Origin of the sequence: Streptomyces sp. NPDC051051, assembly GCF_040682975.1 — a bacterium.
Classification (GTDB): Bacteria; Actinomycetota; Actinomycetes; order Streptomycetales; family Streptomycetaceae; genus Streptomyces.
On sequence record NZ_JBFBCB010000004.1, the window covers coordinates 32,966 to 52,561 of the forward strand.

The window sequence follows — 19,596 nt, forward strand, 5'->3', positions numbered from 1 at the left end:
CGCTGCCGCACACCTGGCTGTTCACCGCCACCAAGCCCGAGCCCCACGCCCCGGCTCCCCCGGTCCGCCGGCCTCCGTCTGCTGGCCGCCTCCCCGTGCTGGGCGCCCGTGGGGCCCGTCCCCGGTCTGGAACGACTGGTGGCGGGGCCGATGGGAGGGGGTGGTGCGATGCGCGTCCGGCACCGTTCTTGCCCGTTCAGGTCGTGGGCCCCCCGGGACGCACGGTCCGGAAGGTGGTGCGGATCTCCTCGGTCAGAGCGGCGGGCTGTTCGAGGGCGGCGAAGTGCCCTCCGCGGTCGAGCCGGCCGTAGTGCAGGAGGTTGGGGTAGCGACGCTCGATCCAGCGTCGCGAGGCTTGGACGGCCTCGCCGGGGAAGATGCTGAACCCGGCCGGGGTGGGATTCGGCTCAGGGGTGCCGCCCGGCTCATGCCGTGCCTCCCAGTAGAGGCGCACGGAGGAGGGGCCTGCGTTCGGCAACCAGTACAGCATGATGTCATCCAGGATCTCGTCGCGCGGGACGACCGTCTCGGGGTCGCCGTCGCTGTCGGTGACGTCCTCGAAGAGGGTATAGATCCAGGCGGCGAGTCCGGCGGGGGAGTCCGCGAGAGAGTAGCCGATGGACTGCGGCCGGGTGGCCTGCTCCTTCGCGTAGCCGGACAGGACGCTCTCGTAGCGCTGCGTCCTGGCCAGCATGCGCTGTTCTTCGGGCGTCGCCGCCTCGATCTCCTCGGCGGTGGGGAAGACCAGGGGCAGGTTGACGTGCATGCCGAGGAAGCCCTTGGGGGCCTTGCGGCTGATCGCCTCGACGACGGCGGATCCCCAGTCGCCGCCCTGTGCGACCCATGTGCGGTGGCCGAGGCGGTCCATGAGCTCGATCCAGGCGTCGGCGACGCGGGCGACTCCCCATCCGGTGGTGTCCGGCTTGCCGGAGAAGCCGAAGCCCGGCATCGAGGGGATCACGACGTGGAAGGCGTCCTCGGCCCGGCCGCCGTGCGCGAGGGGGTCCGTCAGCGGACCGACCAGGTGACGGAACTCGAGGACGGACCCGGGCCAGCCGTGGCACAGCAGCAGGGGAAGCGCCGAGGGCTCGGGCGAGCGAGCGTGCAGGAAGTGGACATCGATCCCGTCCAGGACGGTGCGGTACGACCCGATGCCGTTGATCTCGTCCTCGCAGCGCCGCCAGTCGTAGTCGCGGGCCCAGTGGTCGCACAGTGCGCGGATCCGATCCAGCCGAGGGCCCTGGTCCGCACCGGTTTCCCGGTCCGGCCACCGGGTGTCGGCCAGTCGGCGAGCGAGCCGGTCGAGGTCCTGCTGGTCGACCGAGACGGGGAACGGCTCGATGGTCGTGGGCTGTGGGGGCACTACGGATCTCCTTGTCGGGACGGTGGTGCGGTGATGCACCCTACCCATGAAGTGGAGGGAGTTTTCAACTTGAGAGGCCGCCCTCAACTTTGCTAGGTTCGGCGCATGACCGAACGTCCCCTGCGCCGTGACGCCGAGCGCAATCGGCAGCGTCTGCTGGAGGCGGCGCGAGAGCTGATGGCCCGTGACGGACTCGGAGTGCCGTACGAAGTGATCGCCCGCGCGGCCGGAAGCGGCATGGGTACGCTGTACCGGCGCTTCCCCCAGCGACAGGACTTGGTGGACGCCCTGTTCGCCGAGCACGTCGAGGCCGTGGTCGCCCTGGCCCGCCAGGCACTCCAGGCCGACGATCCGTGGACCGGCCTCACCTGGTTCATGGAGCGGCAGTTCGAGCTCGAAGCCGGCAATCGCGGTCTGAGCGAGCTGCTGCGCGGTGCCCAACGGGGAACCGACCGGCTGGCCCAGGGGTGCGCCAGGATCGCGGAACTCGCCGGGCAACTCATCGAACGCGCGGTCGGTGCGGGTCGGTTGCCGGACCACGTGGCCCCCGGCGACCTGGAGACCATCCACCTCATGGTGGGGGCGGTGATGGACGCCTCCCGGCAGCACGACCCCACTCGATGGCGACGTGCACTGGCCATGTCGCTCGCCGGACTCCGCCATGCCGAACCGTCCCACCCGCGTGAGGGCGAGCAAGCCGACGCGCACCCCGAAAAGGCCCCGGTCCCCCCGGCATCACCGAACGGAGAGCAAGCCCACCATGTCCCTGCCCCCTGAACTGGTCGACGTCCTGCGCACACCCGCCCTGTGCTTCCTGACCACCCTCATGCCGGACGGCTCACCCCAGATCACCCAGACCTGGGTCGACACCGACGGGGAGAACATCCTCGTCAACACGGTTCCCACGCACCAGAAGATGCGCAACGTCGAACGCGATGCGCGCGTCGCTGTCGCTGTCGCGGACCCGGACGCGCCCGCGCGGTACTGGGGAGTCCGTGGACGGGTCACCTCCACCACCACGCAGGGAGCCGATGAACACATCGACGCGCTGTCGCACAAGTACCTGGGACGTCCCTACCCGGGTTTCGCCGGCGGAACGCAGCAACGCGTCCTGCTGACCATCACCGCCGACCGACTGCACACCCCGCGCACCTAGGGCGTGTATCGAAAATGCGTACGGCGGTTGGTGTGGCGTAGTACTCCTGGAGAGCCTCAACGCCGGTCTGTTGTCACCTTGGAGTTACCGATGGCCGTTCGCCGTGTCGTACCCAATGTCCAGTCGGAGGCTGCGCAGGAGAGCCGGGAGTTCTACGGCCTGCTCGGATTCGAGGAGGTCATGAACCACGGCTGGATCATGACGCTCGCGTCCCCGTCCAGTCCGACGGCACAGATCAGCTTCATGGCCAGTGACAAGAGCGCACCGGTCACTCCCGACGTGAGCGTCGAAGTAGATGACGTGGACGCGGCCTACGCGACCATGCGGGAAAGCGGCGCGGAGATCGTTCATCCCCTGCAGGACGAGGAGTGGGGGGTGCGCCGGTTCTTCGTCCGTGACCCCAACGGCCGGGTGGTCAACGTACTGGGACACCGTTGACGGTTCTCCCGGCTGCAGGGGAATACGAGTCACAGCCATTCGTTGATGGCCGCGACGAGCACAGTCGCCTCGTAGCGGACGGCGAGTTTCTCGTAGCGAGTGGCCACCGCCCGGTGTCTCTTGAACCGGTTGATCCTGCACTCCACAGCGTGCCGCTCCCTGTAGTCGATCTTGTCGGACTTCGGTGGGATCACCTTCGACCTGAGCTATGCCACTGAGGCCGAACGGCTCGCCGATTCACTCGGCCAGGTGGTGAAGCAGCAGGCACACAGTCGAGCCGCTGCAAGGGCGGCGCAACACCTGGTGACCGAGAACGGAGCAGGACAGGTGCTCAAGGCCGTCCAGCGGCTGACCGACGGATGACGTCAGCACCCGCCAATACCGGTCAATACCGGGGAAGATGCCGTCGGGCGGGTCGACGCCGACGAGGCCTTCCGTCCCGTCGGCCGTGGTACTCGTCGCGGTTTCCGCAGGCCGGGGAGCCGGACGGGACGCTGAGGGCGGCGGGGGCCGGTGGCACCGCGGGCGGAGTCAGCCGGTCCGGCCGGGGGCGGGGCATGAGGACGGCCGGTCCTCCCGGCGGTAGCCGGTGGGAGACGCTCACGTCATGGCTCACTCCGTGTCCGCGTGACCCGGTCGGCCTTCCCTCGAATCTCGGCGCCGGACGAGCGCCAGCACACTGCGCAGCTTCCTCGCGGTCCATTCGGGGACGTACCGGCACACCGCCCCTGGAACCGGGGCCCCACTGGGCCGAATCCTGATCACTCTTGCTGCAGTTGGAGCGGGCGGTGACGGCGATGAGACTGGCCTCCTGGCCACGAGGTCGTTGACGTAGGCCTCGCGTCGGGCGGAGCTCCAGGTGAAGGCGCCGAAGTCCCGGCTGAAGTCGTCGCGCGCGCTGCCCGCACGTAGTGGGCCCCTGCTTCCGGGCGTGTCGAGTCGGCGGGTTATCGTCCGACTGTTTGTTCCATTTTTCTCACAGGAGCCTCATGCGCCTCCAACAGGCCTCCCTGGTCGTGGCTTTCTCGCTCGTCGCCGGCCTGACCACCGTCACCGCCGGACTGGCCGGCTCCGCGGCGTACGCCGACGACGTGGCCGCGCTGCCGCTGTCCGGTTACGCGCACCTGGTGGTCGACCCCGCCCACCAGCACGTCTTCGTCAGCCAGGGTGTCGGCTCGGCCGGCATCGTGGTGACCGATCTGTCCGGCACCCCGGTCACCACCGTTGCGGGGGAGCAGGGCGCCACCGGTCTGGCGCTGTCGCCCGACGGCGGCACGCTGTACGCGGCGCTGGCGGACGGCGGAGCGATCGCCGCGATCGACACCGCGACGCTCACCGAGACCGCCCGCTGGTCCACCGGCGCGGGCAGCTCCCCGGTCTCCGTCGCGGTGGCGGGCGGCCGCGTCTGGTACGGCTACACGGCCGACGGCAAGGGCGGCATCGGCTCGGTCGACCCGTCCGCGCCCGCGCCGGCGGCGATCCCGCAGCCGGCCCTGTCGCAGTGGACAACCGCACCGCTGCTCGCCGCGGGCGGCGACGTGCTCGCGGCCGAGGAACCGCAGGGCAGCCTCAGCCACGTGGCGACCTTCAACGTCGCTTCCGGCACGGCGTCGGTCAAGGCGGACACCCTGGTCTACGGCGGCACGGCGACCGGGCTCGCCGTCACCGGCGACGGCACGCGGGTGCTGCTGGCCGCCCCGCAGCAGCTCGCCCTGCGGGCGTACCGCAGCACGGACCTCGCGGCCGCGGACCCCGCCGCGTACTTCACCGGCGGCTCCGGTTCCGCGCCCGGCTCGGTGGCCGTCGACACCGACGGCACGGTCGCCGTCGCCGGCACCTCCGGCGTCTACCTGTACGCCGGCACGAACACCCTCGCCGAGAACCACCTCACCTTGCCGTCCGGCACGCTCGCCCCGGACGGCCTGGAGTGGGGCGCCGACGGCACGACCCTCTACGCCGTCACCAAGGACTCCTCGGGTGCCCACAGCCTGAACGTGCTGGACGCCCCGAAGCTGACGGACACCGAACTCGCCCTGCGGCACCCGCAGTACGCGGTGCCGACCGAGCGGTACACGGTCAGTGGCTCGCTGAGCACCCGCGGCTTCCTGCCGGCCGGCGCCGCGCTGAAGGTCACCCGCGACGGCACCGCCCTGCCCGGCACCACACTCGGCGCGGACGGCACGTTCACGTTCACCGACCTCCGCCAGGACGAGGGCACCTACGCCTACCAGGTGGCGTACGCCGGTGACGCCACCCACCGCCCCGCGACGGCCTCGCTGAGCGTGAACGTGGCGAAGCTGCCGACCGATGTCGTGGGCACCGACATCACCTCGGCGAACCCCGGCTCGGTCGTCCTCACCGGCCGCCTCATGGCCCAGCTGGGCCTGGGCACCTTCCCGCAGGGCACCACCGTCCAGGTGGCCCGGCGCGACGAGGCAACCCAGCAGACCGTGCCCCTGGGATCCGTCCCCGTGGACCCGGCCACCCTCCAGTTCACCGTCACCGACGCCCCGGGCGCCGCCGGCTCGTTCATGTACGTCTTCGCCTACGCCGGGGACGCCACCCACCAGCCGTCCGAGAGCGCCATGAGCATCATGGTCGCCCCGTACGCCCCGACGCTGACGCTGAACGCCCCGGCGACCGCCGTCCGAGGGGCGGCCCTGTCCTTCGGCGGCAAGCTCGGTGACGGCCCCTACGCCGCCGGCCGGACGGTCACCGTCTCCCGCAAGGACGCCGCCCACAGCACCCCGGTGACCTGGACCACGCCGGTGGCCGCCGACGGCACCATCACGGTGAAGGACACCCCCGACATCGGCGGCGCCAACACCTACACGGTCACCTACCCCGGCGACGCCTCCCACAAGGCGGCCACCGCGCTCGCCACCGTCCAGGTCTCCCGCGCGGCGACCGCCCTGACCGTCGCCGGCAACGCCTCCTCGTACGCGTACGGCGCGACGGCCACCGTCACCGCGCACCTGGGCACCACGTACAACGGCCGCACGGTGTCGATCTACGCCACGCCCTACGGCGGGACGAAGACCCTGCTCACCACGGGCACCGTGGACACCTACGGCAACCTGAGGACCACCTACAAGATCACCCGCAACACCACCTTCACCGCGTCCTTCGCGGGCGACTACCGCTACGCCCCCGCGACGGCCGCCCGCGCCGTCAACGGCTATGTGAAGATCGCGACGGCGCTCGGCGGCTACTACACGAGCACCACGTACAGCGGGATCACCTACCGCGTCTTCCACAAGACTGTGAAGCCCACGGTGACCGCGACCGTCACGCCCAACAAGGCCGGCCAGTGCGAGCGCTTCCAGGTCCAGCAGTACTACAGCGGCGCCTGGCACACGCTCACCACGTCGGGCTGCTACGCCCTGTCGTCGACGAGCAGCGCGAAGGCACAGCTCAGCCTCACCAACGCGCTCAACCAGAAGTTCCGCGTCCGCCCCACGTACGAGCGCTCCACGAAGGACCTCAGCAACGTGAGCACGTGGGGCGGCTGGCTCTACTTCGTGGTGCGCACCTGAAACCGGTGACCTGGCCGGAGGCCGCCCGGACGACGCTGGGCTGTGCCGTGGTGTGCGTCCTGGCGTACGCCGCGCTGACCCTGCTGGGCCAGGACACCGGCCCGGTTCAGGCACCGGTGGTGATGGTGCTGGCCCGCTGGTGGTGGGAGCGGCACCGCGACTGGGCCGCCGGTGCGGCGGCCGGCCTGGCCGGGTCGCTGGTGGTGTTCGTGCTGCTCGGCCCGCTGCGCGCACACCTGGACCGGCTGGCCGCGGACTCGTCGGCCACCTGCGCGGGGGCGGTGACCGGGGTGGTCGTGCTGACCGTCGGGTCACGGCTGCGGGCCAGGGCCCGCGGTGCAGCCGGGCGCAGCCGACCCGGCGCAGGCCGTTGGACAACCGCCGGCGGAACCTGGGACCACAGCCGGCCCGGCCGTCGTTCTGGCGGCCGGGCCCGCACCTGAGCCGTCGCTCTACGCCGCGGGGGTGTAGGTGACGGTGGTGTCGCCGCAGTCGTCGGCGAGTTCGGTGAGCCGGTCGTGTTCGGTCTGGTCGGCGGTGAGATTCCAGCGCGGTTTCGTCGCGGTCCATTCGGAGATGCACCGGCACACCGCGTCCGGGGCCGGGGGCAGCCATTGGGCGGGGTCCTGGTCGGCCTTGCTCCGGTTGGAGCGGGCGGTGACGGCGGCGAGGCTGGCGGCCTGGCCGAGGTCGTTGGCGTAGGCCTCGCGCCGGGCGACGGTCCAGGCGGAGGCGCCGAAGTCCCAGGCCTCGGCGAGCGGCACCAGGTGTTATCCGCACTCCGATTTTGGTGCCGCTGACGTCTGCGACATGAGCGATGTGAAGTTTGCCCACCGCAGTCCGTCCTCCGCCTCGAAGACGCCCATCTCCTTGAGGCGCTGCCGTGCCCAGTCCAGCGCGTCCTGGATGTCCTCGTCCACCGGCTGCCGCTCCCCCACGATGCCCCGCTCCCCCGCTGTCTGTTTTCGTCGCCGTTCGTGTTGTCCGCGCGATGCGGCGCCCGCAGGCAAAGCCGGATCGTACGCGGTCTCGCCGGCACGCGCCGGTGCCGTCTGCGCCGGCCGCGGCGTCCGCCGGGACCGCTCTCAGACGGACCCGGGCTGTTGGAAGGCCGTACCGAGCGCGCGCAGTTGAGCGCGGCGGGCCTGCATGAGTTCCTCCGGTCGGCGCAGGGCGGTGTCCAGGAGCCATACCCCGCGGCGGTACGGCTGGAAGCCGATGCTCTCCCACAATGCGGCGATCTTCTTCTTCGCCTGGAGCCGATAGGCCTCGGTGACCTGCTCACGGTCTTCGGGGTGCTCGCCCATGCCGGGAAACACCGCTACCGCGCAACAGCCCCCGGACAGAGGGCGGATCGCCTCGACGGCCAGCGCCGGGCCCAGTCCGAAACCCCTCCACGCCTTGTCGAGACTGACGCGGTCGAGGGTCAGCAGATCGCCGACGGGATGGGTGACCGCTTCCTCGAACGCGGCGCTGTAGCCCGTGCGTCCAGAACGACCAAGAACGGCAGAGACAAGGAAATCCCACACCGATCACTACATTTCAAGTCGATGACTGAACGCTTCTCATCCTGAACGCCAGGTGATCTCGATGGCGTGAATGGCAGCGACCGTGCGCCCGATGCGGTTGGTGCTGCACCGGGCCTTGCGGAGGATCCGCCATTGCTTGAGGAGGGCGAAGGCGCGTTCGCCCGGTGCTCGCAGCCGGGCATGGTCCCGGTTGTACTGCTGGCAGTCCTCGGGAAGCTCGTGGTGACGGTAGTGGGGAGTGCGGACGGTGGCGCCGGCCCCCTGGTGGGCGCGGTCGGCCAGGACGAGGAGCTGACGGGACAGGCAGGCTTGGATCACACCGTGGGCGCGGGCTGCGGTCAGGTCGTGGGGGCGGCCGGGCAATGCTCGCGAGAACCACAGGGGTGTTCCGTCCGGAGCGGCCACGGCCTGCACGTTCATCCCGTGACGGCGGTGTTTCATCGAGCAGTACGGCTCGTCCGCCGCGATACGGTCGGTGGCGGTCAGGGTGCCGTCGAGGAGGACGAACCCCTTTGGCGACAGCTCGCGCAGGGCCTCGTGCAGGCTCGGGGCGCGCTCGGCGAGAAGGCCGACCGTCTCGCTCACGTACCGGCCGGCGGTGGCGGTGGAGACGCCGAACCCCGCGGCGACCTGGGCCAGAGTCTCGTTCTTGCGCAGGTGCACCAGGACCAGCAGAGCCTGCCGGAAGCAGCCCAGCCTGCGCCGGCGGGAGTTCAGCTCATACCTTCGGGCGTAGATCAGCCAGGAAACGTGCTCAACGACCTCGTGCGGGACGTCGGGCATGGCTCGATACGGGACCAACAGGGCTCCTGTGTCCAGACGTTGGCGAGTGAGATCACCAGCCGAAACGACCAGGAGGCCCTGCCGCGTCACGGGCCCCGACCGTCAGCCGTCATCGCCCGCCAAATCCCGGACGACGAACAGGAGCTGGATGCTCGCGGCGAACATCGCGGCCGACCTCGACGACTGGCTCCGCCTCCTCGTCCTCCACGACCAGGAGGACCCGGTTGACGCCGAGCCCCAGACCATGCGGATGCGGATCTACCACCAGACCGGTCGTCTCGTCCGGCATGCCCGCATCCGGCACCTCCGCCTCGACGCATCATGGCCCTGGTCGGCCGCCTTCGCCCTCGCCTGGAACCGGCTCACCAGCCCGTATCAGGTCACTTGACCAGCACGAACCCGTCCCCACGAGAACAAGGAAGGAGAGCCCCCGCGGTCTCCGGGCCCGTGGACCCCGGCGCAGCCGCAGCGACACGCGACGACCCCACCCACACAGCAACGGAACAAACAGGGTGAAATCACCGCATCGACAAGTGGCGATCACCGCTGACGGATCGAGGTTGAGCAAAACGCCCTCCGAGGACTCCGGTAGGCGTCCCCACCGGGACGCCTACCGGTTCTCGGGTGAATTCGCCGGGCGCCTGCGTCGCAATAAAGGAACGTGTTCACGCCGACAAGAAACAGGAAGGGAAACCGAGATCCTCAGTCTTTCAGCTTCGGAAGTCGAAGGCGGATGACGGCCGATGCGGGAAGCTCGTCAAACGGCGCGCTCGGCGAGCAGAGCATGCGGGTTACTGGATTCGTACCAGCCGAGGAATGGAGGACAGACGTCGTAGCCCAGCAGACGCTGCAACTCTTCGGGGTACTCGCGGACCACGTCCATCGGCACCGCGAGATACTGATTCTCCTCCTGTCGCATGTTGCCGGCGATATACGACAGGGTCAGCCCGGTACGCGGCTCGGTGGACGCATTATGCCCGCCACCGTGATAGAGACCGCCGAGCCAGATCAGCGCGGATCCGGCCGGCATCTCGGCCGGCACCGCCTCGTCGCGCTGCGGTGCCCGCTCATCGTCCCAGCGGTGACTCCCCGGGATCGTCATGGTCGCGCCATTCTCCGCAGTGAAATCGGTCATCGCGACCATGACCTGGACCCGGGTGGTGGGCGCGGGGTAGGGCCGCAGGTGAGAGGTATCGTCGCGGTGCAGCCACTGCGCACCCTCATCGGGCCAGATCTGGATCACCTGGGTTGCGCTGATCTGGATGTTGGGTGAGATGTTCACCTGCTGACCGCTGAACCACACCGGCACGGGCTGCTGAATGAGTCGGCGGGCGGCCCCGAGGAACAACGGGTGCAGCGCGACGGCGGCCGTGTGCCGGCTACGGGCGAACAGCGAGGACATCCGTTTGGTCTTGTGCCCGGAGAAATCATTGTCGCCGTAGCCGAACTTCTCCAGCGCGGGACCCAGGTCGGCCCAGAGCGCCTGTCGGGTGTCGGGGGCCAGGAAATCCTCCACGACGACGGCGCCATGCTCATCAAGGAGATTGCACACTTGGTCGAGATCGGCGTCGGAGCGTACCGTGACGAGGTTTTTGTCGGTCATTCGTTTCCCCTCCATGAAGGCGTGTAGTTCAGGACGCGATGTCCCTGAGGCTCTGGGCGCGCTCGGTGCTCTCCCACTTCAGGTCCGGCAGTTCCCGGCCGAAATGCCCGTACGCCGCGGTCTGCTGGTGGCCAGGAGTAGTCGTAGAGCCGGAACAGAGATGCGACGGGGATCGGCCCGCCGTCGCCCTGCCAGACGGCGTAAGCATCCTCCGGGGTGAGCACGTCGATCTCCCGGCACATCCGGACCAGGGCCGCGTGCCGTGCCGCGCTCCTGTACGGCGTCCTGCCAATGGGTCCACAGCTTGTGCTTCCCTCGGCCCAGCGTTGCCTGAGCAGGCTTGGTGTCCGCTCCACGTCGTCGAAGATCTCGGCCACGTCACCGGCCACGATGGGCCAGTCCAGGAACGACTCCGGGACCGTCTCCTCCACGATGCGACGGTTCTTCGGGGGTGACATGTGTGGGGTCCCTCCCGGCGTGGAGAGCGCCGTCGCATACCCGGTCATACGAGTTCCCGGTCTCGCGGCGACTCCGTCTGCCGGAAGCGGTTGATCGCGTCGAGATGCTTGTCGCGCATCGCGGTGTCGCGGACGCCCAGCCCCTCGTGCGGTGCCAGGGCCAGCACGCCGACCTTGCCGATGTGCCGGTTGCGGTACACGTCGTCGACTGCCTGACCGGCGTGTTCCAGGGCGTACGTTCGGGAGAGGGTGGGGTGGATCTTGCCCTTGGCGATGAGGCGGTTGGACTCCCACGCCTCCCGGTAGTTGGCGAAATGCGATCCGACGATCCGTTTGAGCGACATCCACAGGTAGCGGTTGTCGTACTCGTGGCGGTAGCCGGAGGTGGAGGCGCAGGTCACGATGGTGCCGCCCTTGCGGGTGACGTACACCGAGGCGCCGAAGGTGTCCCGGCCAGGATGCTCGAAGACGATGTCGGGGTCCTCACCGCCGGTGAGCTCCCGGATCCGGCGGCCGAACCGTTTCCATTCCGCCGGGTCCTGGGCGTATTCGTCCTTCCAGAACGTGTAGCCCTCGTCGGCGCGGTCGATGACCGCGTCGGCGCCCATCGCCCGGCAGAGGGCGGCCTTGGCCGGGCTGGACACCACGCAGATCGGGTTCGCGCCGCCGGCCAGCGCGAACTGCGTCGCGAACGCCCCCACGCCACCGGACGCGCCCCAGATGAGCACGTTGTCGCCCTGCTTCAGCTGGGCGCCGTTGCGGGAGACCAGCTGCCGGTACGCGGTGGAGGCGACCAGACCGGGCGTGCCGGCCTCCTCCCATGTCAGGTGCACCGGCTTGGGCATCAGCTGGTTCGCCTTGACCAGCGCCAGTTGGGCCAGACCGCCGAAGTTGGTCTCGTACCCCCAAATGCGCTGGTCCGGGTCGAGCATCGTGTCGCTGTGCCCGTCGGGCGCCTCCAACTCGGCCGACAGACAGTGCGCGACGACCTCGTCGCCGGGCTTCCACGCGAACACGCCGGGCCCGGTGCGCAGCACGACTCCGGAGAGGTCGGAGCCGATGACGTGGTAGGGCAGGTCGTGCCGCCGGGCCAGGGGTGAGCGACGGCCGTACCGGGCCAGGAACGTGAAGGTCGGCAGCGGTTCGAAGAGCGAGGACCACACGGTGTTGTAGTTGATCGAGCTGGCCATCACCGCCACCAGCGCCTCCCCGGGCCCGACTTGGGGAACGGCGACCTCGTCGAGGTGCACCGACCGGCGCGGATCGCGGTCCGCGGCCGCGACTCCGACGAACATCTCGGCCTCGTCCGCGTGCAGGGTCACCGCGCGGTAGCTCTCCGGGACGGGCAGGGCGGCGAAGTCCTCCGGCTGGGTGTCCGGGTCGAGAACGGCGCTGATGATGTCTTGCATCTGTGCTCCTCCGTGTACGCGACTGCGGAAGCAGGGGGACCGGCGGGCCGCCTCCCGGGTCAGTGCACGAGCCGTCCCATCAGGCGCTTGAGCTCGGCGGCCGGATCGGTGGTGAGTCCGCCGTGCACGGGACTGGTCTGGATCACGGTGCTGCGGGGTGCGGTGAGCCAGCCGAAGCGTGCCCCGCGCGTGCCGGCCCCGGCGGGACCGCCCTCGGGGCCGCCCGCGCACACCGCGCGGATGGTGTCCAGGGCCGCGGTGACCATGTCGATGTCGATGTCGGGGTCGAGCGCGCGAAGCCGATCGGCGTCGATGTGGACCGCGGCGCCGAGGAAGTCCGCGCCGGGGCAGTAGAGCAGCGCCCCGACGTTGATCTGTTCGCTGCGGTCGACTCGCGGGACGGCGCGCAGCAGGGCGTAGTCGAAGCTGAGGACGGACGGCGTGGCGGTGGTCATGCGTCCTCCTCCGGCCACCACGCGCGGGGTCCGGCGCATCGGGTGAGCAGGTAGTCCACGTAGCGCTGCCGCAGGTCGGCCGGGTCCGCTTCCTGGGGAACGGAGTTCATGCCCAGCAGGAAGCTGTCCGGGACCAAGGCTGTGATCTCGGTCAGTGCCTCGGCGGTCACCGTCTCGGCGAGTTCGGCGTCGAGTTTGGCGAGCACGGCCGGGTCGAGGGAAGCGACCAGGTCGGCGAGCACGTGCTGGGACAGGTCGTACCGGCGCTCGGCCCAGGCGGCGACGGCCGGCCAGGAGTGCTGGAACAGCAGTGCGGCACCGTGGTCGATGGCCCAGAGCTGGCGGTGCCAGATGATCAGGTTGGGGTTGGACCAGGTGCGGTCGACGTTGGCGGTCAGCGCGTCCAGCCAGTAGATCCTGGCGGCCTCCTCGGCGGGCGGCTCCCACCCGACCCCGTCGTAACCGACCGACCCGGGCAGGAAGTCCATGCCCAGGTTCTCGCCGGCGCTGGCCCGCAGCAGCTCCTGGATCTCCTGGTCGGGGTCGCGGCGCGCCATTTCCGGGTCGATGTCGACGGTGACGAGCTCGGGGACACGGATGCCCAGTCGCCGGCCGAGTTCGCCGACGACGATCTCTGCGACCAGGGCCGCGGTGCCCTGGCCTGCGCCGCGGAACTTCACGACGTAGACGCCGTCGTTGTCGGCTTCCACCAAGCCGGGCAGCGATCCGCCCTCACGCAGGGGGGTCAGGTACTGCGTTCCTAAGACTCTTTGCAACAAAACTCATCCTGCTGTTCGTTGTCGGGCATGGATACGGTGGTCACACGAGCCGGACGGGCAGTCGTGTGACGGCTTTCAGGAAGCGTGGGCCGACGTCGTCGGGGTCGGCGGCCAGGCGGATGTCGGGGAAGCGCGCGAACAGCTTGTTGAGCGCGATCTCGGTCTCCGCCGTGGCCAGCGACGTCCCCGGGCAGAAGTGGTCGCCGGCGGCGAAGCTGAGCTGCGGGTTGTCGGCGCGGGTGACGTCGAGGACGCGCGGGTTGGTGAACCGCTCGGGGTCGTTGTTGGCGGCGCCGACCACGAGCTGGATCTGGCCGTCCTTGGGGATGGTCACCCCGTCGATCTCGATCGGCTCCGCGGCGAAGCGCGGCAGGGCCATCTTGATCGGGCCGGAGTAGCGCATCAGCTCGCGCACCGCCCGGACGGTGTTCTCCGGCTGCGTCTTGACCAGCTCCAGCTGGTCGGGGTGGGTCAGGAGGTTGAAGAAGCTGAGCGAGATCGAGTGCCGGACCGTGTCGAGGCCGGCCTGCACCAGGACCAGGACCAGGGCGACGAGTTCGACCTCGTCGAGCTTCTCGGTCTCGTCGCTGACCTGGACCAGGTCGGAGATCAGGTCGTCGCCGGGCTGGGCGCGGCGCGCGCCTATCAGCCGGATGACGGTGTCGACCATGCCGTGCAGCGCGGGCGGCAGGATCTCCGGGTCGGGGCGGACGAAGGTGGTGAACGCCTCGGACCACTTCAGCCACTGATCGCGGTACTCGTCGTCGACGCCGAGGAGTTCGCAGATGACCGTGGTGGAGATCGGGTGGGCGTACTCGGCGACGAGGTCCGTCTCGCCTTCGGGATCCATCCGGTCGAGCAGCTGGTCCGCGAGCAGCTCGATCCGGGGGCGCAGGGACTTGACCCGGCGCACCGAGAACGCCCGGTCGATCAGGGACCGCACTCGCCGGTGGTCCTCCGGCACCATCGTCATGATCGTCGAGTCGAAGTACTTGAGCAGTTCCTCGGGCACGCCGCGGCGGCGCATGCTGTCGAGGTGGACGCCCTCCGGCGGGTGGTTGCTGACCCGGCGGTCGGCGAAGAGGCTGCGGACCGCCTCGTAGCGGGTGACGACGTAGACGTCGTTGCCGTCGGAGAAGCGGCCCGGGCACACCGGTCGGGGCGCGCCTGTCCAGCGCTCCCCCGCCTCACGGTCGGTCACGAAGTTCACGTCGGACAGGTCGAACTCGACGTCTGTCCAGTCGAATGTTCCGGTCACCAACATCCCCATTCACTAGCTTCACAACGCTGATCCGGGTGTTGACGGGGGCCGTCGGCGAGCGATGCGACACACCCCGGGTTGAACCATGCAGTATTCAGATTCAGGACTGTATCAGAATGCGATACTGTATCTGAGTTCTCAGAAGGAGGCCGATCATCAGCAAACGACTCACCCGGCAGGAGAGCCGGGAAATCACTCGCCAGGAGCTGCTGCAGGCGGCGGCCGACCTGTTCGCCGAATGCGGCGTCAACGGCACCTCGGTCGAACAGATCGTGGAGCGCGCCGGGTACACCCGGGGCGCCTTCTACGGCAACTTCGACGGCAAGCAGCAGCTGATCCTGGCCCTCCTGGAGCAGCGCACCGAGCGCGAACTGGCCGAGGTGCAGGCACTCAGCGCCAACGCCGGCTCGTTCGAAGAGACGATCGAGTACCTGCGCACCTGGCACCGCGAGCGGGACAAGAACTTCGCGAGCTGGCTGGCCCTGCGCACCGAACTGTGGCTCTACGGCATGCGCGATCCGGCAGTGATGTCCCTGCTGGCCGACCGCGAGCGCCGTTCCCGCGAGGCGATGGCCCAGGCCCTCACGCAGGGTTTCGCCGCCCGGTCGGTCACACCACCCGCACCGGTGGAGCTGCTCGCCCTGATCGTGCACGCCTTGGACGACGGGCTCTCCATCCAGCGCGTGCTCTCGGCCGGTGCCAGCCCGGCGGGAGGCGTCATGGACGTGGTGGATCTGCTGATGCGGTCGTGGACCGCGCTGGCCCGCACCGGCGCCACCGAACCCGCCGGTGCCACCGAACCCGCCGGACCGCCCGCCCCGGAGAACGGCACCACTTCCTGAGTCGATGGCCGGTTCCTTCTGCCGGCCACGCCATACCGAAGAACTGGAGTACAACCCATGAGCGAGGAAGCGAAGTCGACGACGGCGGAGGCGGCTCTCGGGCCGCCCGTCGCTGCCGACGGTCCGGACCCCAAGCGCTGGCTGGCGCTGATCGTCCTGCTTGCCGCGACTTTCATGGACCTGCTCGACGTCAACATCGTCACCGTGGCGATCCCGAGCATCCAGGAGGACCTCGGCGCCTCCTCGGCCGCCGTCCAGGCGCTGAACGTCGGCTACACCCTGTCCTTCGCGGTCACCCTGATCACCGGCGGCCGTCTCGGCGACATCTTCGGCCGCAAGCGAGCCTTCCTCTTCGGCGTCGCCGGCTTCGTCCTGGCCTCGGCCCTGTGCGCCTTCGCGCCCAACGCCGAAGTCCTGGTGGCCTCCCGGGTCCTGCAGGGCATCGCCGCCGCGATCATGGTGCCGCAGGTCTTGGCGATCATCTACGTGACCTTCCCGGCAGCGGAGATCGGACGGGTCGTCGGCCTGTACGCCAGCATGATCGGCCTGGCCATCGTCGCCGGACCCTTGCTGGGCGGCGTGCTGATCTCCTGGGATCCGGCCGACCTGGGATGGCGGACCGTCTTCGTGGTCAACCTGCCGTTCGGCGTGGCCGCCCTGATCGCCGGCTCGATGTGGATGCGCGAGTCGAAGTCGCCCCGCGCCACCCGGCTGGACCTGGTCGGCATGGTGCTGGTGACCACCGGCCTGCTGTTGCTGCTGCTGCCCCTGCTGCGCGGCCGCGAACTCGGCTGGCCGGCCTGGAGCATCGCCTCGCTCATCGCCTCCGTACCGGTCCTCGTGGCGTTCGTGTACTACGAGCGATACAAGACCGCCAAGGACGGATCGCCCCTGGTCGTCCTCTCCCTGTTCAAGATCCGGACCTTCGGTGCCGGGGTCGGCGCCCAGCTGCTGTTCAGCTGCATCCCGGCCGGCTTCTTCCTCAGCTGGACGCTCTATCTGCAGGGCGGTCTCGGCTGGTCGGCGCTGCACACCGGTCTCACCGCGATCCCGTTCTCGCTGGGCGTCCCGATCGCCGGCAACTTCGCCGTCCGCAAGCTGTTCCCCCTCTATGGACGCAACTGCCTGTTCGCCGGGGCGCTGCTGATGATGGCCGGGCTCCTGCTGTACGCGTGGATCGCCCACCTGGCCGGCGACGGGATCACCTCCTGGCACGCCGTCGTCCCGATGCTGCTGCTCGGCTCCGGCATGGGCATGCTGCTGGCCCCGCTGACCGGCATGACCATCAACGATGTCGAGCCGCGGGAGGCCGGCGCGGCGTCCGGCCTGATCAACGCGGCCGGTCAGCTCGGCGCCGCCCTCGGCGTGGCCGTCATCGGTGCGATCTTCTTCTCCGGCCTCGCCTCCAATACGGGCACGCAAGCCGACCGGGTGCTGCCGAGCATCCCGGCCGTCGCCTCGCAGCAGGCCGAGATCCGCGCCTGCGCCGTCGACGCCCACAGCCAGGCCGACCTCACCGCCGTGCCCGAGACCTGCCGCGCCCTCGGCGCCGGTGACCCCGCCGAGCAGGAGGCGATCGGAAACGCGCTGGCCGACATCAACTCCGGGACGTTCACCGCCACCTTCAGCGAAGCGCTCTACTGGGCGTCCGCAGGCCTGGCCGCGGTGATCTGCCTGCTGTTCCTGCTGCCGCGGCAACCGCGGCGGCTGGGCGCGTCCTGACCGTCCCCGTCCTCCCGACACCTGAGGAGCACCACCACCATGCCCCGCAAGAACTACCAGATCATCGTCTACGGCAAATTCGCGCCGCTCGACGACGACCAGCGCGCCAAGCTGCTGGCCGTGGCCGACAAGCACGACCTGTTCCAGTCGAAGTTCACCGAGGAGGGCACCCTCACCTACGAGCGGGCCCTGCTCACCTTCACCTTCCGCTGTGTCGTGAAGGCCGACGCCGAGGACAAGATCGACGAGGTCGTCGCCGGGGCCGAGGAACTGGCCACGGCCGCCGTCCGGGACCTCGGCGCCGATGTGCGCGATCTGCGGTCCGTCTGCACCGACCTGGAAACCATCAAGATCAAGCGACGGGGACGATGACGCCCGAGACATTCACCGTTCTCCTTTCCGACTCCGCTCTGCGGCGGGTTTTCTCGGCCATGGCCCTGGGCTCGTCGACGTCCGCGGAGATCCTCGCCACAACCGGGCTCGCCGCCCCGGAGGCCGCCCCGGCGATCGGCCGGCTGCTGCGCGAAGGCCTGGTCGTCGCCCAGGGCCGGGGCCGGCTGGCCGTCGACGAGGCCGCCCTGGACGCCGCGGCCGAGATCGCCGGACGCCGCCAGCGGGAGCAGGCGGAGGCCGAACAGCCCGATCCCGGGCTGCGCGGCTACGTCCGTGGCACGGTGCTGGTCCGGCTGCCGGAGGACGACGACGAGACCCGGCAGGCCGTGCTGCACCATGTGGCGGCGACGACCTTCGAGGCCGACCGGGAGTACGACGAGCGCACCGTGACCGATCTGCTGCGGCCGTGGTGCGAGGGCACCACCGTGGACCCGGTCTCGCTGCGGCGGTTCCTGGTCGACGACGGCTTCCTGCACCGCGCGTCGGGCGCCTACCGGCTCGTTTCCCTCGTCGGGCCCCGGCAGTCATCCTGAGCCCGTCGCGACCGGCGAGGGCCGCGGGCACCGGACAGCCTCCAGGACGGCGGCCTGGTAGGGCGTGAGCACCGGCGCCGGCGGGACGGACGTCGGCCAGTGCGGGTCGCGGCCGTACGTGAAGAGCGTGCCGAGCGACGACAGCATGGCCCGGCGTTCGGTCCGCCGGCGGCCGGAGGGCAGCACCTCCCCCGGCCGTCCGGCGCTCTCCAGCGTCTGCCGCAGGCTGCTGAGCAGCACCGGATGGGTGCTGACCTCGACGAAGATCTCATGACCGTCCTCGGCCAGCCGGCCGGTGGCGGCGGCGAACCGGACCGGCTCCCGCAAGTTGCGCATCCAGTACGCCGGCCCGAGTTCGGTGCCGGGCACCGGCGCCGCGGTCACGGTCGAGTAGAACGGCACCCGTGACGGCACCGGGCTCAGCGAGCGCAGCGCCGCGGCCAGGTCGTCGCGGAGTTCATCGACGTAGTGGCTGTGCGAGGCGACCGTGCCCCGCACCATCCGGCAGTAGACGCCGCGCCGGTCGAGGTCCTCGACCACCGCGGTCAGCGTGCCGGTGTCCCCGGCCAGCACGGTCGAGCGGGGACTGTTCTCCCCGGCGACGCAGATACGGCCTCCACTGGAGGCGGCCAGGGCGTGCGCGGCCTCGGGTGACAGCTCGGTGGTGGCCAGCGCACCCCGGCCGGCGATCCGCCGCAGCAGAGCGCTGCGGCGGCATGCGATCAGCAGGGCGTCGTCGAGGGTGAGCGCTCCGGCCGCGTACCCGGCGGAGATCTCGCCCATGCTGTGCCCGGTCACCGCGTCCGGCTCCACGCGCCAGCTGCGCCACAGGGCCACCAGGGCGATCTGCAACGACACCATCGTCGGCTGCAGCACGTCGATCTCACCGAGCCGCGACACCGCCGGGTCGGCCCGCAACTGCTGGATCACCGAGAAGCCGGCCAGCTCGCGTACCCGTTCGTCGCAGCGCCGCAGCGCCGCGCGGAATACCGGCTCGGTGGCCAGCAGCTCCAGGCCCATGCCGTCCCACTGAGCGCCCTGACCGGCGAAGACGAACACCAGTCCCGGCCGGCGGGACGGCGGCGGAGCCGACGCCCGGTCGGCCCGCCCCTGCACCAGCTTGTCCAGGCCCTCGGCGAGGTCGTCGTACGACTCGGCGGCGACAGCGGCCCGGTGTGCCAGACCGGTCGTCCCGGCTGCCGCGTCGTGGCAGTACCGGGCCAGCGAGGGCAGATCCCTGCCGGCGCGGATCCGGCCGACGTGCCCGCGGATCGCGGCGAGCAGGCCGTCCTCGGTCTCGGCGGCGACGGCGAACAGCCGTACGGTCACTTCTCCC

Annotated in this window: 22 protein-coding genes and 1 pseudogene; 11 read left to right on the plus strand and 12 right to left on the minus strand. The window is 70.1% G+C overall.

Going from position 1 to position 19,596, the window contains the following annotated elements; genetic code table 11:
• Nucleotides 1-196: 196 nt before the first annotated feature.
• Nucleotides 197-1,363, minus strand: coding sequence for an epoxide hydrolase family protein (locus AB0N31_RS04585; RefSeq protein ID WP_366056872.1), 1,167 nt, complete (start codon nt 1,361-1,363; stop codon nt 197-199).
• A gap of 105 nt (nt 1,364-1,468) precedes the next feature.
• Here AB0N31_RS04585 and AB0N31_RS04590 point away from each other — a divergent pair, with 105 nt between their 5' ends.
• The 3 genes from AB0N31_RS04590 to AB0N31_RS04600 all read left to right on the plus strand — a co-directional run bounded on the left by AB0N31_RS04590 (nt 1,469) and on the right by AB0N31_RS04600 (nt 2,957).
• Nucleotides 1,469-2,140 (plus strand): TetR/AcrR family transcriptional regulator, encoded by a 672-nt coding sequence (locus AB0N31_RS04590; RefSeq protein WP_366056873.1) that lies wholly within the window; start codon nt 1,469-1,471, stop codon nt 2,138-2,140.
• The gene (locus AB0N31_RS04595) at nt 2,124-2,519 is read left to right on the plus strand and encodes a PPOX class F420-dependent oxidoreductase (RefSeq protein ID WP_366056874.1); all 396 of its coding nucleotides are present in this window, start codon (nt 2,124-2,126) and stop codon (nt 2,517-2,519) included. The genes AB0N31_RS04590 and AB0N31_RS04595 overlap by 17 nt, the downstream gene beginning before the upstream one ends.
• A gap of 90 nt (nt 2,520-2,609) precedes the next feature.
• Nucleotides 2,610-2,957 carry a VOC family protein gene (locus AB0N31_RS04600; protein WP_366056875.1) on the plus strand — a complete coding sequence of 116 codons (348 nt, stop codon included), beginning with the start codon at nt 2,610-2,612 and terminating at the stop codon, nt 2,955-2,957.
• Between the two features lie 29 nt (nt 2,958-2,986).
• On the opposite strand, the gene AB0N31_RS04605 is transcribed toward AB0N31_RS04600, so the two are convergent.
• Entirely contained in the window at nt 2,987-3,103 is a 117-nt protein-coding gene (locus AB0N31_RS04605; RefSeq protein WP_366056876.1) for a hypothetical protein, read from the minus strand.
• A 25-nt stretch (nt 3,104-3,128) separates the two neighbouring features.
• Here AB0N31_RS04605 and AB0N31_RS04610 point away from each other — a divergent pair, with 25 nt between their 5' ends.
• The 3 genes from AB0N31_RS04610 to AB0N31_RS04620 all read left to right on the plus strand — a co-directional run bounded on the left by AB0N31_RS04610 (nt 3,129) and on the right by AB0N31_RS04620 (nt 6,936).
• Nucleotides 3,129-3,320: a hypothetical protein gene (locus tag AB0N31_RS04610; protein WP_366056877.1), complete on the plus strand. Its 192-nt coding sequence runs from the start codon at nt 3,129-3,131 to the stop codon at nt 3,318-3,320.
• 626 nt (nt 3,321-3,946) lie between these two features.
• The gene (locus AB0N31_RS04615) at nt 3,947-6,493 is read left to right on the plus strand and encodes a hypothetical protein (protein ID WP_366056878.1); all 2,547 of its coding nucleotides are present in this window, start codon (nt 3,947-3,949) and stop codon (nt 6,491-6,493) included.
• A 5-nt stretch (nt 6,494-6,498) separates the two neighbouring features.
• The gene (locus AB0N31_RS04620; RefSeq protein ID WP_366056879.1) at nt 6,499-6,936 is read left to right on the plus strand and encodes a hypothetical protein; all 438 of its coding nucleotides are present in this window, start codon (nt 6,499-6,501) and stop codon (nt 6,934-6,936) included.
• Nucleotides 6,937-6,945: 9 nt separating this feature from the next.
• Here the strand turns inward: AB0N31_RS04620 and AB0N31_RS04625 are convergent.
• The 3 genes and pseudogenes from AB0N31_RS04625 to AB0N31_RS04635 form a co-directional block, all read right to left on the minus strand.
• A pseudogene (locus tag AB0N31_RS04625) lies at nt 6,946-7,263 on the minus strand (HNH endonuclease family protein); the annotation flags it as partial.
• 315 nt (nt 7,264-7,578) lie between these two features.
• Nucleotides 7,579-8,022 carry a hypothetical protein gene (locus AB0N31_RS04630; protein WP_366056880.1) on the minus strand — a complete coding sequence of 148 codons (444 nt, stop codon included), beginning with the start codon at nt 8,020-8,022 and terminating at the stop codon, nt 7,579-7,581.
• A 36-nt stretch (nt 8,023-8,058) separates the two neighbouring features.
• Entirely contained in the window at nt 8,059-8,805 is a 747-nt protein-coding gene (locus AB0N31_RS04635; protein WP_366057020.1) for a transposase family protein, read from the minus strand.
• A gap of 148 nt (nt 8,806-8,953) precedes the next feature.
• Between AB0N31_RS04635 and AB0N31_RS04640 the strand changes: the two genes are divergently transcribed.
• Nucleotides 8,954-9,193: a hypothetical protein gene (locus AB0N31_RS04640; RefSeq protein WP_366056881.1), complete on the plus strand. Its 240-nt coding sequence runs from the start codon at nt 8,954-8,956 to the stop codon at nt 9,191-9,193.
• Between the two features lie 369 nt (nt 9,194-9,562).
• On the opposite strand, the gene AB0N31_RS04645 is transcribed toward AB0N31_RS04640, so the two are convergent.
• The 6 genes from AB0N31_RS04645 to AB0N31_RS04670 all read right to left on the minus strand — a co-directional run bounded on the left by AB0N31_RS04645 (nt 9,563) and on the right by AB0N31_RS04670 (nt 14,767).
• Nucleotides 9,563-10,408: a phytanoyl-CoA dioxygenase family protein gene (locus AB0N31_RS04645; protein ID WP_366056882.1), complete on the minus strand. Its 846-nt coding sequence runs from the start codon at nt 10,406-10,408 to the stop codon at nt 9,563-9,565.
• Nucleotides 10,405-10,839, minus strand: a complete 435-nt coding sequence (locus AB0N31_RS04650) for a hypothetical protein (protein ID WP_366057026.1) — start codon at nt 10,837-10,839, stop codon at nt 10,405-10,407. The genes AB0N31_RS04645 and AB0N31_RS04650 overlap by 4 nt, the downstream gene beginning before the upstream one ends.
• A 71-nt stretch (nt 10,840-10,910) precedes the next feature.
• Complete coding sequence (gene ccrA, locus AB0N31_RS04655) at nt 10,911-12,275, minus strand: crotonyl-CoA carboxylase/reductase (RefSeq protein ID WP_366056883.1); 1,365 nt, start codon at nt 12,273-12,275, stop codon at nt 10,911-10,913.
• A gap of 59 nt (nt 12,276-12,334) precedes the next feature.
• Entirely contained in the window at nt 12,335-12,730 is a 396-nt protein-coding gene (locus AB0N31_RS04660) for a DUF3037 domain-containing protein (RefSeq protein WP_366056884.1), read from the minus strand.
• Nucleotides 12,727-13,509, minus strand: coding sequence for a HipA family kinase (locus AB0N31_RS04665; RefSeq protein ID WP_366056885.1), 783 nt, complete (start codon nt 13,507-13,509; stop codon nt 12,727-12,729). Before AB0N31_RS04665 ends, AB0N31_RS04660 begins: the two co-directional genes overlap by 4 nt.
• A gap of 40 nt (nt 13,510-13,549) precedes the next feature.
• Nucleotides 13,550-14,767 (minus strand): cytochrome P450, encoded by a 1,218-nt coding sequence (locus AB0N31_RS04670; RefSeq protein WP_366056886.1) that lies wholly within the window; start codon nt 14,765-14,767, stop codon nt 13,550-13,552.
• 212 nt (nt 14,768-14,979) lie between these two features.
• Here AB0N31_RS04670 and AB0N31_RS04675 point away from each other — a divergent pair, with 212 nt between their 5' ends.
• The 4 genes from AB0N31_RS04675 to AB0N31_RS04690 are packed head-to-tail and all read left to right on the plus strand — an operon-like array spanning nt 14,980 to nt 18,260.
• Nucleotides 14,980-15,612 (plus strand): TetR/AcrR family transcriptional regulator, encoded by a 633-nt coding sequence (locus AB0N31_RS04675; RefSeq protein WP_366057021.1) that lies wholly within the window; start codon nt 14,980-14,982, stop codon nt 15,610-15,612.
• Between the two features lie 57 nt (nt 15,613-15,669).
• Nucleotides 15,670-17,334 (plus strand): MFS transporter, encoded by a 1,665-nt coding sequence (locus AB0N31_RS04680; protein WP_366056887.1) that lies wholly within the window; start codon nt 15,670-15,672, stop codon nt 17,332-17,334.
• A 39-nt stretch (nt 17,335-17,373) separates the two neighbouring features.
• Nucleotides 17,374-17,706, plus strand: coding sequence for a DUF6204 family protein (locus AB0N31_RS04685; protein WP_366056888.1), 333 nt, complete (start codon nt 17,374-17,376; stop codon nt 17,704-17,706).
• Nucleotides 17,703-18,260, plus strand: coding sequence for a DUF2087 domain-containing protein (locus AB0N31_RS04690; RefSeq protein ID WP_366056889.1), 558 nt, complete (start codon nt 17,703-17,705; stop codon nt 18,258-18,260). Before AB0N31_RS04685 ends, AB0N31_RS04690 begins: the two co-directional genes overlap by 4 nt.
• Here the strand turns inward: AB0N31_RS04690 and AB0N31_RS04695 are convergent.
• Nucleotides 18,252-19,589 carry an acyltransferase domain-containing protein gene (locus AB0N31_RS04695; RefSeq protein WP_366056890.1) on the minus strand — a complete coding sequence of 446 codons (1,338 nt, stop codon included), beginning with the start codon at nt 19,587-19,589 and terminating at the stop codon, nt 18,252-18,254. The two genes, AB0N31_RS04690 and AB0N31_RS04695, sit on opposite strands and share 9 nt — an antisense overlap.
• Nucleotides 19,590-19,596 lie beyond the last annotated feature (7 nt).